At 73.4% G+C, this 13,489-nt stretch carries 12 protein-coding genes; 3 read left to right on the forward strand and 9 right to left on the reverse strand.

Annotated elements, in window-relative coordinates; genetic code table 11:
• Positions 1–24: 24 nt before the first annotated feature.
• From ACLIRP_RS16305 to ACLIRP_RS16315, 3 genes are all read right to left on the reverse strand, one after another.
• Positions 25–1,560: an amidohydrolase family protein gene (locus ACLIRP_RS16305; RefSeq protein WP_412061532.1), complete on the reverse strand. Its 1,536-nt coding sequence runs from the start codon at positions 1,558–1,560 to the stop codon at positions 25–27.
• Between the two features lie 134 nt (positions 1,561–1,694).
• A complete protein-coding gene (locus tag ACLIRP_RS16310; protein WP_412061533.1) occupies positions 1,695–2,132 on the reverse strand; it encodes a hypothetical protein in 438 nt (145 codons plus the stop codon).
• Between the two features lie 385 nt (positions 2,133–2,517).
• Positions 2,518–4,011: a bifunctional metallophosphatase/5'-nucleotidase gene (locus ACLIRP_RS16315; protein WP_412061534.1), complete on the reverse strand. Its 1,494-nt coding sequence runs from the start codon at positions 4,009–4,011 to the stop codon at positions 2,518–2,520.
• Between the two features lie 120 nt (positions 4,012–4,131).
• Here ACLIRP_RS16315 and ACLIRP_RS16320 point away from each other — a divergent pair, with 120 nt between their 5' ends.
• A complete protein-coding gene (locus ACLIRP_RS16320; RefSeq protein ID WP_412061535.1) occupies positions 4,132–4,404 on the forward strand; it encodes a hypothetical protein in 273 nt (90 codons plus the stop codon).
• Positions 4,405–4,500: 96 nt separating this feature from the next.
• Here the strand turns inward: ACLIRP_RS16320 and ACLIRP_RS16325 are convergent, their stop codons facing one another.
• Together ACLIRP_RS16325 and ACLIRP_RS16330 are read right to left on the reverse strand one after the other, a co-directional pair.
• Positions 4,501–5,643, reverse strand: a complete 1,143-nt coding sequence (locus tag ACLIRP_RS16325; RefSeq protein ID WP_412061536.1) for a hypothetical protein — start codon at positions 5,641–5,643, stop codon at positions 4,501–4,503.
• A gap of 3 nt (positions 5,644–5,646) precedes the next feature.
• Entirely contained in the window at positions 5,647–6,633 is a 987-nt protein-coding gene (locus ACLIRP_RS16330; RefSeq protein WP_412061537.1) for a helix-turn-helix transcriptional regulator, read from the reverse strand.
• A 214-nt stretch (positions 6,634–6,847) separates the two neighbouring features.
• Between ACLIRP_RS16330 and ACLIRP_RS16335 the strand changes: the two genes are divergently transcribed.
• The gene (locus ACLIRP_RS16335) at positions 6,848–7,447 is read left to right on the forward strand and encodes a porin family protein (RefSeq protein WP_412061538.1); all 600 of its coding nucleotides are present in this window, start codon (positions 6,848–6,850) and stop codon (positions 7,445–7,447) included.
• A 549-nt stretch (positions 7,448–7,996) separates the two neighbouring features.
• Here the strand turns inward: ACLIRP_RS16335 and ACLIRP_RS16340 are convergent.
• Together ACLIRP_RS16340 and mnmG are read right to left on the reverse strand one after the other, a co-directional pair.
• The gene (locus tag ACLIRP_RS16340) at positions 7,997–8,608 is read right to left on the reverse strand and encodes a 16S rRNA (guanine(527)-N(7))-methyltransferase RsmG (RefSeq protein ID WP_412061539.1); all 612 of its coding nucleotides are present in this window, start codon (positions 8,606–8,608) and stop codon (positions 7,997–7,999) included.
• Between the two features lie 22 nt (positions 8,609–8,630).
• The gene (gene mnmG, locus ACLIRP_RS16345) at positions 8,631–10,574 is read right to left on the reverse strand and encodes a tRNA uridine-5-carboxymethylaminomethyl(34) synthesis enzyme MnmG (protein ID WP_412061540.1); all 1,944 of its coding nucleotides are present in this window, start codon (positions 10,572–10,574) and stop codon (positions 8,631–8,633) included.
• A gap of 210 nt (positions 10,575–10,784) precedes the next feature.
• Between mnmG and ACLIRP_RS16350 the strand changes: the two genes are divergently transcribed.
• Positions 10,785–11,225, forward strand: coding sequence for a hypothetical protein (locus tag ACLIRP_RS16350; RefSeq protein WP_412061541.1), 441 nt, complete (start codon positions 10,785–10,787; stop codon positions 11,223–11,225).
• 18 nt (positions 11,226–11,243) lie between these two features.
• Here the strand turns inward: ACLIRP_RS16350 and ACLIRP_RS16355 are convergent, their stop codons facing one another.
• Together ACLIRP_RS16355 and mnmE are read right to left on the reverse strand one after the other, a co-directional pair.
• On the reverse strand, positions 11,244–11,786 hold the full coding sequence (locus tag ACLIRP_RS16355; RefSeq protein WP_412061542.1) for a hypothetical protein: 543 nt from the start codon (positions 11,784–11,786) through the stop codon (positions 11,244–11,246).
• Between the two features lie 267 nt (positions 11,787–12,053).
• Positions 12,054–13,481: a tRNA uridine-5-carboxymethylaminomethyl(34) synthesis GTPase MnmE gene (gene mnmE, locus ACLIRP_RS16360; RefSeq protein ID WP_412061543.1), complete on the reverse strand. Its 1,428-nt coding sequence runs from the start codon at positions 13,479–13,481 to the stop codon at positions 12,054–12,056.
• Between the last annotated feature and the right edge of the window lie 8 nt (positions 13,482–13,489).

Genomic DNA, 13,489 nt, shown 5'->3' on the forward strand with positions numbered 1-13,489 from the left:
GGCGGCGGATCGGGCGGAGCGGCGTCAGTAGCTGGCGGGGCGTTTGACGAACCGCCACAGGATCTTGCACGCCACGGCCCAGCTGCGGGCGCGCTGCCTCACGAGGGCCTGGAGCCCGTCGAGCGCGTCGCGGTCGTACAGGTTGCCGTTGAACACGACGGCCCGGATGCGCTGCGTGTGGCGGATGTCGTCGAGCGGGTTGGCGTCGAGGAGGAGGAGGTCGGCCACCTTGCCGACCGCGACGCTCCCGGACGTCCGCTCCAGCCCGGCGTAGCGGGCGGGGTGGAGGGTCGCCGCCCGGAGCGCGTCCGCCGCGGACAGCCCGGCCGCCACGAGCTGCTCGAGCTCGCGGTGCACGTCGGCGCCTGCCACGATGTAGTCCGTCCCGACGAGGACCGGGACGCCGGCCCGGTGGGCCGCGCCGGTCAGGGCGAGCCCCGCGTGGTAGACGTCGCGGTACGCTTGCCGCCCGCGCGGCGTCGGGTCTTCGGCGACGGTGGCGTCGACGTCCTCCATCCACTGCCACCGCATGAGGGGGTGGAGGTACTGGAGCAGGGAGTCTTGGCGGACCGCCGGGGCGTCGGCGTAGGCGTCGGACCAGCGCGTCAGGTGGGTGGGGACGTACCACGTGCCGTGCTCGACGAACGCCGCGAAGATCTCCTGCGCCATCGCCGAGTCGTGCTCGGCGACCATCCGCGGTCGGTCCTCGCGCCAGGCGTCGGTCCCAGCCGCGGCGCGGAGCGCGGCGCTCCCGGAGTACGCCTCGTGCAGGAAGACGCGGGCGTGGTCGACGCTTTTCTGCCCGGCCGCGGCGGCCTCGACAGCACTCACCGCGTGGGGCCGGTGGCCCACCACGTCGAGGCCCACCCGGTGCGCCTCAGCGACGAGCGTGAAGTAGGCGGCGCGCGGGATCCGGTCGTAGACCTTGATCTCGTCGACCCCGCGGGCCGCCTCGTGCCGCACGAACGCGCGCGCCTGCGCGGGCGTCTCGGCGCCGACGAAGGGCGGCGCGTTCGGGAGCCGCGCCTGCATACCCGGGCCGTTCGCCATAAAGCTCGCGGTCGAGACGATCCGTGGGCCGACGCGGAGGCCCCGCTCGGCCTCGTCCGTCCACCGGCGCTTGTCCTCCGGGCACGAGATGAACGGGTCGCCGGCCTGGGGGCAGCTCAGCATGTCGCGGACGTTCGCCACGCCGTAGCTCAGGTAGAGCGGGAGGTCGAGCAGGGGCGAGATCGCATACACGTGCGTGTGCATGTCCCAGAGCGCCGGCAGGAGGTACCGCTCGCGGGCGTCGATCCGCTCGGCGTCGTCGGGGAGGTGCACCTCGTGCGCGCCCGCCACGGCGGTGATCCGCCCGCCGTCGACGACGACCGTGCGGTCGGGCACGGCGAGCCCGCGCTCGACGTCGATGAGGGTGACGCCGACGAAGGCGACCGGGTGGTCCGTGACGACGGGCACGGCGGTCGGGAGCGGCCAGAGCACGCCGAGGGCGAAGAGCCCGCTGGCGATCAGGATCGGAGCGACGCTCCACAGCGCGATCCGTCGGGCTCGGCGACTCACAGACAAGCTTTGGTGGCGGGTGGAGGACAGACCGGCGTTCGGAAGCGGCCCTCCGGCAGTCGAGGCGCTACGGGGGACGGGCGACGGAGATACACGGAGACGCAGGGACGGCTCCCCCGGCCTGCCGCAGCGGGCTACCCGGCGTCCGTGCGCAGCCGCAGCCACCACGCCAGCAGGCCCACCGCCGCCACGCCGAAGAGCCCGTGGAACAGCACTCCGGGGACGGCGCCCACCCAGAGCCCCCACATCCAGAGCGGCCAGCGCTCGCCGGTGGCCGTGTCCTCGCGCACGACCGTGGCGACGACGAACGGCGCCTCGGGGTCCTCGCTCTGCACCTGCTCTGCCGATCCCGGCGGGTACTCCACGAGTCGCCCGCGCCGGAAGTCCCAGTAGGCGGGGGGCGGGAGGTCGCCGCGCGCGGTGTACGGCGCTGCGTGCGCCTCGAAGGCCGCGCGGATCTGGGGGGTCGTCTGGTCGAGCCGGGCGCGCGCGGCGACCTCCCAGACGCTGAGGCCGATCCAGGCCGCCACGACGACGACGAGGGCCGCCAGAACAAGGTGGGGAGCGCTCATGGCACAGAGGTCCGAGTGCGGCATGCATACTCGCTCGGCGACCCGTGGGGTCCGCAGCCCCGGCCGCCCACCGGCCGGCGGGAGACCTCCACCCCGATTGTGAAGGGGTTTCGACCGGGCTCGTGAGACCCTCGAGGGAGCCCGTGACAGTGTCGAACCAGCCTGTGAGAGCGTCGAGATCGTTCGCGACGCAGAGGCGGCCCGCGACCCCGTCGAGAGCGTCCGAGACGGCATCGAGAAGCTTCGTGAGGGCCTCGACTTCGTCCGAGAGACCATCGAGAAGGCCCAAGACGCCTGCGAGATCGTCCGGGACGGCGTCGAGGCGGCTCGTGACGGCCGCGAGCCCGTCCGTGACGCTCTCGACCGGCCCCGGGACGGCCGCGCGCTACTCGTAGACCCGCACCAGCTGGTCGAGCAGCGCCCGCCGCACGTCGCCGTGCGTGCCGACCTGGGTGATCTCGGGGTTGCCCTCCACGCTGAAGAAGTCGAGGCCCGTCTCCAGGCCCAGCACCAGGAAGTCGTTCGTCGCGATGGTGTACGTCCGGGCCGGGTCGAGGCGGGCGCCGCCGATCGTCCACGTGCCGTCGGCGGCCTGGCCGATCTCGGCCGAGCGCTGAAGGTAGCCGCCCGTGCCGGCGTTCGCGTCGCCCTGGCTGAGCACCCGCGCGAGGACGGCGCCGGGCAGGGTGACGGTCACGACCTCGCCGCCAAAGGGCAGCACCCGGATTGCGTCGTACTCGCGGAACGGGCCGGCTGCCAGCACGTCGTCGACGCGGATCGAGCCGCCATTGAAGAGCCCGGCGTCCGCGCCGGAGGCCGCCACGAACCCGTCGGCGATGAGCGCGCCGAGGCGTGCGGGCCGGGTGCGGACCGTCCCCTCGCGGCCGTCGAGGTCGTCGGTCGTCGTCACGGCGACGGCCTCGGGGTCGAAGCCGTCGGCGATGAAGCCCGCGTACGCCGTCTCGACCCACTCGGCGACGACCGCCGCGACGGCCGGGTCCTCGGGCGTCGCGGCGGTGATCGAAACCAGCTCCGAGGCCACCGACACCGCACCGTCCGTCCCGACCGTGACGCGGTGGACGTAGGCCGTCCGCGCGTTCGCATCCGCCTTCAGGATCGGGACCATCCGCGCGCCCCGGTACGCGCGCACGTTCTCGTGCTCGTGCCCGCCCAGCACCAGGTCGAGCCCGTCGATCGTGGCCGCCGCGCGGACGTCGTCGGCGAAGGCCTGGTGCGTCAGCCCGATCACCACGTCGGTCTCGGCGTCGAGGCGGGCGACCTCGGCGCGCAGGGTCGAGTCGGCGTCGAGGTAGGCCACCCAGTCTTTCTGGTTCGAGGGGAGGACCACGCTGGCGATGCCCACGCGGACCGGGCCACCCGCTGTCGGCACCGTCATCACGAGGCGGGGCGGGACGTCGTCGAAGCGGGCGCCGCTCGGCTGGACGGCGTTCGCGGTGATAAACGGGAAGTCGGCCTCGGCGACGCGCGCCGCGAAGGCGTCGGCGCTCACGTCGAACTCGTGGTTGCCGACGGCGGCCACGTCGAGCCCGAGCGCGTTGAGCACGGCGACCATCTGCCGGCCGTAGAGCCGCTCGCCGTCGACGCGGGCGGTCCCCAGCGCCGACGGGCTCAGGAAGTCGCCGGCCATGACGGTGATCGTGCGGGGGTCGTCGGCCAAGAGCTGCTGGCGGAGCCCGGCCACGCGCGCGAGGCCGCCGGACTGCCCGCCCTCGACGGGCGTGATCTCGTAGACGTCGTTGATCTGGAGGACGGTGAACGTCCGGCCCTCGGGCGTGGGCGCCGTCGCCATCGGCGCCGTCGGCGCGCACCCGACGACGAGGACGGCGAGGAGGGCGGCGGCGAGGTGGAGCGTCTTCATGGCACGGGGGAAACCCCGGGGGGGCAGATTCATAAAAGGATAGACCGAGCGCGACGAACCGCCGCTCGGCCGGTCGGTCCGCATCGGGCTTTTGTCTCCCCCCACAATTCGAGGTTTGATTTGGCGCTCTACGAACTCCAGGACGCAACGCTGGCCGGTATCGAAGGTCAAGGCTACGTGTTCCCCGTCGACACGTTCGAGGGCAAGCAGTACAAGGGCGTCTTCTTCGCCAACGACGAGGAGGCCGACATCTCGACGGACATCGAGGAGGCCACCTTCGAGGGGATCATCTACCACAAGACGACCTCGGGCCCCGGCGACGCCGTGGTCACGGTCGTCAACGTGGTGACGACGGCCGTCGGCAAGCGCGCCGACTTCGAAGTCGTCTCGTAGGCTCCGCCTCACTGAACGTCAACCGGACATGTCTAGGGGCGAGATGCGCCTCATCGGCGTCGGCCGTCCGCATGGCTCGGCAGCGCCGGTCCCTGCTCACCCCGGCAGCCGGTAGCCCGTGTCGAGGCACGGCTGGCCGACGAGCGCCGAGGGCCCGCACGCCCGCCGCTCCGCTGGGGGCGTGGCCTCCAGGCGCGTGTTGAGGTCCGAGCGGTCGAGGACGTAGGCGCGGAGGATCTCGCCGTCGGTAAAGGTGGCCGCGCCCTGCAGGCTCTGGTTCATCACCCCGGCCGTCGTGTGCGGCAGCCCGTGCTGGTGGCCGACCTCGTGCGCCAGCAGCAGCCCGCGCTGGCCGGTGTGGGCGTCCATGTACAGGACGCCGCCGGGGCACGCGAAGCCCTGGTAGCCCGGGATGTCGGTCACGTAGCGGACGACCGTCCGCCGCGCCTCGGCCGTCGGCGGGCACGGCCCGATCGCGGTGACGGTCGGCGCCAGACCCGTCTGGTCGATCGCCTCGACCGCTCCGACGGTGAGGCCCAGCCCCGACGCCCGCCACACCTGATCCATCCCGGCGGCGTCCCGGAGCGCGGCGTCGCGGTGGGCGGCGAATGGCGGCTCCTGGATCTCAGCCCGGATGTCGACCACCAGCGGCGCCCGGAGCGCGACCTCGACCCGGTCCGGCCCGGCCGTCCACGACACCGTCCGGACCGTGGGCGGCCCGTCGACGCCGAACACGACGACGGTCGCCGTGCCGCCGTCGAAGGGGAGCAGCAGGACCTCGCGCGCCGACGTCGTCCGCTCGCGCAGAACCTCGCGGCGCCCGTCGCGGTCCGCCAGCACGACGACGCCACGGACGGGCTCGCCGGTGACGACGACGCGGTCGGCCTGGGCGTCCGGGATCACCCCGGCGAGCGCCTCGACCTGGGCGCCCTCCGCGTCGATGCGGAGCTGCTGGCGGTCGGCGCCGGCACCCAGGGTCCACGCGACGGCGGCTCGGCCCGAGGCGCCCGTCCGGACCGTCGGCGGGGCGGTGCCGCCGTCCGACGCCGCCAGCGCGAGCGTCACGCCGGCGGCCGGCACGCCGCCGCGCCGCGCCTCGACGACGACGACATCCGCCAGCGGCTGCCCTGCCAGCCCCCGCTGCCCGTCGCCGGCCACGACGGCGACCGTCAGTGCGTCGCCGCCCGCCGCGTCGCACGCGGCGAGCGCCAGCGCCAGCAGCAAGAGGGGCCAGCGCACGGGCTAGGCCAGCGCGCTGTACATCTCGGCCACGGCGCGGGCCTGCGAGACGACCTGGTCGCGCAAGTCGTCCGGCGAGACGACCTCGGCGTCGGTCCCGTAGCGGAGGAGCCACTTGGCGACATACGCCACGTTCTCGAACTCGAACGTGACCTCGGTCCACCCGTCGCGCTCGAGTTCCTGGAGCACATCCGCCGGGACGGCGCGCCGGGCCCAGCGCCACGCCCGGTTGCGGAAGCGGACCGTCATGCGGACGTTCTCGGGCCGCGTGCCCCGCTCGCGCAGGTGCTCCTTGAGGTCGAACCCGGCCGGCGGCTCGAAGCGGTCGAACCGCGTCCGGAGCTTCTTGATCTGGTCGAGCCGGAAGTTGCGGATGTCGTCGCGCAGGTGGTCGTAGCCGATGAGGTTCCAGTGGTCCGAGTAGTAGACGAGGCCGAGGGGGTCGACCTCGCGGACCGTCTCCTCGTCGCGGCTGGCGACGTAGTACGTCATCTTGACGACGCGCTGGCGCGCGATGGCCTCGGAGAGCTCGAACCACAGGCCCTGCTCGTCCTCGGTCGCCCCGCTCTCGGCGGGCTCGTTGAACGGCGCGAGGACGGTCCGCTCCTGCAGCCGGTCGATGTAGTCGCGGACGGGCTCGGGGAGCACGTTGCGGATCTTCATCGCCACGGCGTCGGCGTCGGCGCGGAGGCTGGCGTCGGGCTGGAGCTTCGTGAAGCCGGTGCCGACCAAGAGGGTCGCCGCCTCGCGCGCGCTGAACATCAGCGGCGGGAGCTGGTAGCCCTCCAAGATCTCGTAGCCCCCGGACTCGGCGTAGGTCAGCGGGACGCCGCTCTCGCCGAGCGTCCGCAAGTCGCGGAAGATGGTGCGGCGGCTGACTCCGAAGTGCTCCGCGAGGTCGCGGGAGGTCATGTTCGGGCGGTTCTGCAAGAGCAGTACGAGCGCGAACAGGCGTTCGGTCTTGTTCAGCGAGCGGTCGGAGCGGGACATCCAGCGGGGGGAGGCGGGGTGGCGACGGCGTCGGGCAGCGGTGTCCGCAGGATCGGACGGGTGACACCGAATTGTCAACGTCCGAGCGCGCGCCGCGGTTCGTTCTGCGGCCGAAGACCGTGTGGAGGCGAGACCCGGCGCCGTTGGCGCGCGGCTTGGAGGCCTGAGCGCCGGGCTCTGCCCGCGTCTGTCCCCCACCTCTCCCCCCGATTCCATGCGATTCCTGTCTCTCGTCGCCCTCGCGGCGGTCCTCGCACTCCCCGCCAGCGCCCAGGCCACGTTCCTGGTCAAGGGCGGCCTCAACACGGCCTTCCTCACCGGCGACCTCGCCGACGGCCTCGACCCGCGCTTGGGCGCTGTCGCAGGTGCCGGCGTCCGGTTCGACCTCACGCGGTCGGTCTCGCTCCAGGCCGAGGCCCTCTACAGCCAGAAGGGCGCCGAGGACAAGGACATCGTCGACCCGGGCACGTACCGGCTCGACTACCTCGAGGTCCCTGTCCTCGTCCGCTTCGCCGTCCCCGTCAGCCCTTACGCCGACGCCGGGTTGTACGCGGGCCCGTCCATCGGCATCCCCATCGGCGCCGAGTTCCGGTCCGACGACTCCGAGGCGCTCGACATCGACTACGACGGCGACCTCAAGACGGACATCGGCCTGGCGCTCGGCGCGGACTTCTGGTCCGGCCCCGTCGGCATCGACGTCCGCTACGTGGCCGGGCTGAGCGACGTGTTCGAGGACGGTCGCGGCCTGCGCGATGTCCGCAACGGCGCGCTCCAGCTCACGCTCGGCTTGCGCTTTGGCGGCGGGCGCTACTAGGCTGGGGCGTCTGCACCAGGCGTCCGGCCCGATCGCCCCGCGTCCGCCCGGTCCATTTGGGCCACGGACGCGGCGCGCCGACCGCGTACGCTGATCTCGACAACGGTCCCGAGGCCCCCCGGCTCGGGCTCCCGTGCCCGACAGGTCGGCGGTTTGTCGCACCTCCGCCGCGCCGTCTCCCGCGCCCGTCGACGCTTGTCGATGGGCGCGGTTTGTTTCAGTTAGGATCGGACGCCTGACAGCCCGTCGCGACCCGTGACGTGGCACGGAGCTTGCGCGGCTACTGACTCATAGACCGGCCGCGGTTTTCGCACCGCCGCACCGCCGATCGCCCGCGCCCGCCGGTTCGCACCCCGGTGGGCGCGGTCTGTTTTCGGAATGGGGCGCCCGAGGCAGAGTGGGTGTCTGGGCAGGGGTGCCACGAGCGTCGGGCACGAGGAACGATCAGACTCCCTCGGCGGACGCCGCTCCATTCAGACCGCTCGCCGCAGGGACCGCCGCGAGCATGCAGCCTCTGCCGGTGCCCCTTTCCCCGGGCCCCGTCCCCAGTCAGCCCGCAACGGAGACGATCGCCTTGTCCGCCCACTCCGCCCCGAGCACGTCGGCCAGCCCCTCGGTCTCGACGGCCAGGCCGGGCCACGCCGCGTCGAGGGCCGCCCGCTCGTCGCCCAGGTCGCCGCCTTTGAGGCACAGGAGGTCGGCGGCGTCGCTGGCGCGGGCGCGCTCGTGCCACGCCCACAGCGTCGCGAGGGGTGCCGTGGCGCGGCTGACGGAGCGCGTCGGGGCGGGCCCGTCGTAGGCCTCGGCGCGGCCGTTCCAGGCCGTCAGGTTGTCGAGGCCGAGGCGCCGGGCGAACAGCTTGACGGCCTCGCTCTTTTTGCCGACCGTGTCGACGGCGACGAACGTCGTCTCGGGGAAGGCGACCGCGAGGGGGAGGGCCGGCAGGCCGCCGCCGCTGCCCCAGTCGACCACGACGGCGCCGGGCGCGAACGGGCGCGTCGCCAGCGCCAGGCAGTGGCGGACGTGGCGTTCGAGGTCGGCCCGGCGGGCGGGCCGGGCCACCAGGTTCACGCGCCGGTTCAGCCGCTCCAGCTCGCCGACGTAGGCGTCGATCGTCGCGCGCTGGGTGTCGGAGAGGGCGACGGGGAGGTCGGCGATCATCGGGGGTGAGTGGGGCGGTGGCCTACGCGTCGCTGGCGACCGGGACGGACGCACCGTCGCCGCTGGGTGCTCGGAAGCGCTTGAGGAGCACCATCAGCGCCTGCACGTCGGCGGGGGAGACGCCCGAGATGCGCGAGGCCTGCCCGAGTGTGTCGGGGCGGATGCGGGCCAGCTTCTCGCGCGCCTCCAGCGTGATCGCCGCGACGGGCGCGTAGTCGAAGTCGGCCGGGACGCGCCAGCGCTCCAGGCTCTGCATCTGGGCCACGAGGTCGCGCTCGCGCTCGACGTAGCCCGCGTAGCGGAGCTCGATCTGGGCCAGCTCGTCGGTCCGCTCCATCCCCGGCCCGGGCGCCACCAAGTCGGCCTGCCCGGTCGCCGCCAGCAAGTCCGCCAGCTCGACCTGGGGGCGGAGCGCCAGCTTCGCGAGGCGCGTCGGCCGGTCGATGGGCGAGGTGCCGAGCGACTCGAGGTACCCGTTGACGGCGTCGGGGTGGGCGTTGGTGGACTGGAGCGCGTCGAGCGTCTGCGCGAGCGCGGCCTCTTTCTGATCGAGTCGCCGGACGCGCTCGGTGCTGGCGAGGCCGAGCTCGGCGCCGAGCCGCGTCAGGCGGCGGTCGGCGGTGTCCTGGCGCAAGAGCAGCCGGTGCTCGGCACGGGAGGTAAACATGCGGTACGGCTCGTCGGTGCCCTTGGCGACCAGGTCGTCGATGAGCACGCCGATGTAGGCCTGGTCGCGGCCGAGCACGACGCCCTCGCCGCCGTCGAGCGACCGCGCGGCGTTGATCCCCGCCAGCAGGCCCTGGGCGGCGGCCTCCTCGTAGCCCGTCGTCCCGTTGATCTGGCCCGCCAGGAAGAGCCCGCCGACGGCCTTCGTCTCCAGCGTGTAGCGCACCTGGTACGGCGGGACGTAGTCGTACTCGATGGCGTAGCCCGGCCGCAGGACGTGGGCGTGCTCCAGGCCGGGCACCAAGCGCAGCGCCTTGGTCTGGACGGCCTCAGGGAGCGACGTCGAGAAGCCGTTGACGTAGACCTCGTGCGTGTCGCGGCCCTCGGGCTCGAGGAAGAGTTGGTGCCGGTCACGGTCGGCGAACCGGTCGATTTTGTCCTCGATGGACGGGCAGTAGCGCGGGCCCTGCCCCTCGATGCGGCCCGTGAACATGGGCGACTGCTCGAACCCGGTCCGCAGCACGTCGTGGACGGCGGGCGAGGTGTAGGCCAGCCAGCACGAATGCTGGTTGCCGGGGAGCGCGTCCGTGAGGTGCGAGAAGGGCCGCGGGTCGGGGTCGCCGGGCTGCTCGGTGCAGGCGGCCGTGTCGATGGTGCGGCCGTCGATGCGGGGCGGGGTGCCGGTCTTGAGGCGGCCAAGCTCGAAGCCGAGCCCTTCGAGCGTGGCGCTGAGCCCAATCGCCGCGCGCGCGCCGGCCCGGCCGCCGCCGAACTGCTGGTCGCCGATCCAGATGGTCCCGTTGAGGAACGTGCCGGCCGTGATGACGACGGCGCCGGCGGCGATCGCGAGCCCGGTCTGGGTGACGACGCCCGTGACCCGGTGCGGGGCCCCGCTCGCGGCCGAGTCGCCAGCCGGCTCGGTAAGGAGGTCGACGACTTGGTCCTGGCGCAGGAAGAGGTTCTCGGTCGCCTCGAGCTCGCGGCGGACGGCGGCGGCGTAGGCGGCGCGGTCGGACTGGCAGCGCGGGCTCCACACGGCGGGGCCCTTGCTCTTGTTGAGCATCCGGAACTGGATGCCGGTCTCGTCGGCGACGCGGCCCATGAGCCCGCCGAGCGCGTCGATCTCGCGCACGATCTGACCTTTGCCGACGCCGCCGACGGCGGGGTTGCAGGACATCGCGCCGAGCGCGTCCAGGCTCATCGAGACGAGGAGGGTGCGGGCGCCGAGGCGGGCGGCGGCGTGCGCGGCCTCGGCCCCGGCGTGCCCGCCGCCCACCACGACGACGTCGAATCGGGTCACAGCGGTCTGGGGTCAGCGGTCAGGCGCCAGGATAGGACGGGCAGGCGCGGGCGTCCCCGGATTCGGCGCGAATCGGGCCGCCAGCGGAACGGGGGGGAGGGCGCCGGGCACGCAATCGCGTGTCAGACACGGACTGAAAATCCGTCGCGGGTCTTAAGGGTGGGTCGCAGGCAACGCTAACAGGGTTTCACCGCACCTGTAGACCCTGGCATGAAGCATTTCGTCGACAACATCGAGCTCTACCTCAGCGGGGCAGGGCTCCTCGTCGTGTGGGCCGCCGCCGCCGTCCTCGCCCCGCTGGGCATCGGCGTCTGGCAGATCGCGGCCGTGACGGCGCTGGGGGTCAGCGTCTTGCACGGGGCCATCTTCTGGGTCGTCCGCCGCCGCCAGCGGCGCATCCGTTCGAAGTCGGTCCACGACATCCGCGAGATGCTGCTCGATCAGGTCAAGAACCAGCTGGCCGTGATGCAGATGTGGATCCCCGAGGGGACCGAGCGGAAGGCCTACGAGGACCAGTTCGACGGGATCAACGAGGCGATCGCCGAGATCGACCAGATGATGGACGGCCTCACGGAGGAGAAGCTGAAGGCGTGGAAGTCGACGTACCGGAACGCGGCTGCGCACGTCCGCTTCGACCCGTCGATGGCCTGAGCCGGCGCGTCTCGGGGGTCACCCTTCGAGGTAGGGCGCCGGGATCGGCGTGGCGTCGTCTTCCTGGTGCCAGAAGATGGAGAGGACGTGCCAGCGGCGGCCGTCCCAGAACAGCTGGAACGAGTTGATGCCGCGCGCAAACGGGGCCTCGGCGGGGTCGAGGCGGCTCTCGTACGTGCTCCAGACGTGGGCGATGGACCCGTAGCGCTCGACGCGCCGGGCGGCCTCGACCTCGTAGAACCCCTTGCCCTGGAACATCGGGGAGTCGCGGAAGACGGGCCCGACCACCTCGATGTAGTCGTGCGGCGTCATGACGCGAGCGAAGCCGACCCCGTCCGCCCCCACGCCCGTCGGGATGAGCCGGGCCTCGGGGTGCATCATCGACAGGAACCGGTCCCAGTCGCGCGCCTCGGTGGCGGGGCCGGAGATCACCGCATAGACCGACGAGAGGATGGCGTCGATGGAGGCCACGTCGGCCGGGTCGGCGGCGGGCCAGTCGTCGGTCTGAGCGCTGGCGGCGGCCGAAAGGAGGAGGGCGGCGGCGAGAAGAACGGCGCGCATGGCGGTCCGGGCATGTGGGGCCTCAGGATAGCGCGCGGCGGGGTGCGCGGCCTGCCGCGACGGCTCCGCGGCGTGTCGAGGGGGCTCCGCGGCCCTCCAAGACGGCGCCGCGATGCCTTGACCTGACGGCGCGGCAGATCGAGGAGGCTCCGCAGCCCCTCGGGACGGCTCCGCGACGTCTCGAACTGACAGCGCGGCAGGTTGAAGTGGCTCCGCGAGGGGCCGAGTCCACTCTGCTGGACACCGAGGACGCGGCGAGCCCGGGCGCTACTTGCCGATGCAGAACTGCGAGAACACGGCGTCGAGCACATCCTCGGTCGTCACGGCGCCGGTCACGAGGCCGAGCTCGTGGAGCGCGGCCCGCAAGTCGAGCGCGAGCGTGTCGCCGCCGTCGCCGGCGTCGAGCGACGCGCGGGCCCGGCCGACCGCTTGGCGGGCCGCCTCGAGGTGCGCCCGGTGCCGCTCGTTGACGGCGACGAGCCCGGCGCCGCTGGCGTCGAGGCCGCCGGCGCGGACGGCGTCGAGCAAGCGCTGGCGCAGGCCGTCGAGCGCGGCGGGGTTGGCGAGGGCGTCGCGAGCGGAGAGGGCGAGGTCGGCCGGGGGCGTCGCAGGGTCGGCGGGAGGCGCCCCGGCCACCAGGTCGGCCTTGTTCGCCACCACGACGACGGGCAGGTCGGGCCGCCGCGCCGCCAGCCCATCCAAAAAGGCCCGCTCGTCGGCGTCGAGCCCCACGCTCGCGTCGACGACGTACGCCAGCACGTCCGCGCCGTCGATGGCCGCGCGGGCGCGGCGCGTGCCCTCGGCCTCGATGGCGTCGGCCGTCTCGCGCAGGCCCGCCGTGTCGACGAAGCGGAACCGGAGCCCGCCGATCTCGGCCCCGGCCTCGACCACGTCGCGCGTCGTCCCCGGCGTGGGGCTGACGATCGCGCGGTCGTCGGCCACGAGCGCGTTGAGAAGCGTCGACTTGCCGGCGTTGGGGCGCCCGCCGATCACGACGCGGACGCCGTCGCGGACGAGGGCGCCGAGCCGGGCCGTCCCCGCCAGCTCGGCGAGCGCGGCGTCGGCGCGGTCGAGCAGAGCGCGGAGCTCGGTCCGGTCGGCGAAGGCGACGTCCTCCTCGGCAAAGTCGAGCTCCAGCTCCACGAGGGCGGCCGTCTGGAGGAGCGACTGGCGGACGGTGTCGACGGCGTCGGACACGCGCCCCCGCAGCGCGCCGACGGCCGCGCGGACGCCGAGCCGGCTCTCGGCCGCGATGAGGTCGGCGACGGCCTCGGCTTGCGCGAGGTCCAGCTTGCCATTCAAAAAGGCCCGCTGGGTGAACTCGCCGGCCGCCGCCGGCCGGGCGCCCGCTTGATAGAGCGCGCGGAGCACGGCGCCCGCGACCGCGTCGCCGCCGTGGCAGGTCACCTCGACCACGTCCTCGCCGGTCGACGAGTGCGGCCCGCGCCAGACCACGCACACGACCTGGTCGATCGGTGTGCCCTCGCCGTCCGCCAGCCAGCCGACGTGGACCGTTCGGCCCCCGGCGTCCGCCAGAGGGCTCGAGAACCGGCTGGCAACAATCGGCACCGCGTCCGGCCCGCTGGCGCGGACGACCGCGAGCGCGGCGACCCCGCGCGCCGTCGCGAGTGCGGCGATGGTGGGGGGGCGTGATCCGTGATCCGTGAGGGGCGCCATGCCGGAGGAGTCACGCATCACGAGTC

Origin of the sequence: Rubrivirga halophila, from assembly GCF_046845755.1 — a bacterium.
In the GTDB taxonomy this organism is placed as follows: Bacteria; Bacteroidota; Rhodothermia; order Rhodothermales; family Rubricoccaceae; genus Rubrivirga.

Excerpts from the sequence above, each read along its gene's own strand:
- ACLIRP_RS16340 (WP_412061539.1), bottom strand. The coding sequence starts at position 8,608 with ATGATCGCCGACCTCCCCGTCGCCCTCTCCGACACCCAGCGCGCGACG.
- ACLIRP_RS16310 (WP_412061533.1), bottom strand. The coding sequence starts at position 2,132 with ATGAGCGCTCCCCACCTTGTTCTGGCGGCCCTCGTCGTCGTCGTGGCG.
- ACLIRP_RS16330 (WP_412061537.1), bottom strand. The coding sequence starts at position 6,633 with ATGTCCCGCTCCGACCGCTCGCTGAACAAGACCGAACGCCTGTTCGCG.
- ACLIRP_RS16355 (WP_412061542.1), bottom strand. The coding sequence starts at position 11,786 with ATGCGCGCCGTTCTTCTCGCCGCCGCCCTCCTCCTTTCGGCCGCCGCC.
- ACLIRP_RS16335 (WP_412061538.1), top strand. The coding sequence starts at position 6,848 with ATGCGATTCCTGTCTCTCGTCGCCCTCGCGGCGGTCCTCGCACTCCCC.
- mnmE (WP_412061543.1), bottom strand. The coding sequence starts at position 13,481 with ATGCGTGACTCCTCCGGCATGGCGCCCCTCACGGATCACGGATCACGC.
- ACLIRP_RS16315 (WP_412061534.1), bottom strand. The coding sequence starts at position 4,011 with ATGAAGACGCTCCACCTCGCCGCCGCCCTCCTCGCCGTCCTCGTCGTC.
- ACLIRP_RS16350 (WP_412061541.1), top strand. The coding sequence starts at position 10,785 with ATGAAGCATTTCGTCGACAACATCGAGCTCTACCTCAGCGGGGCAGGG.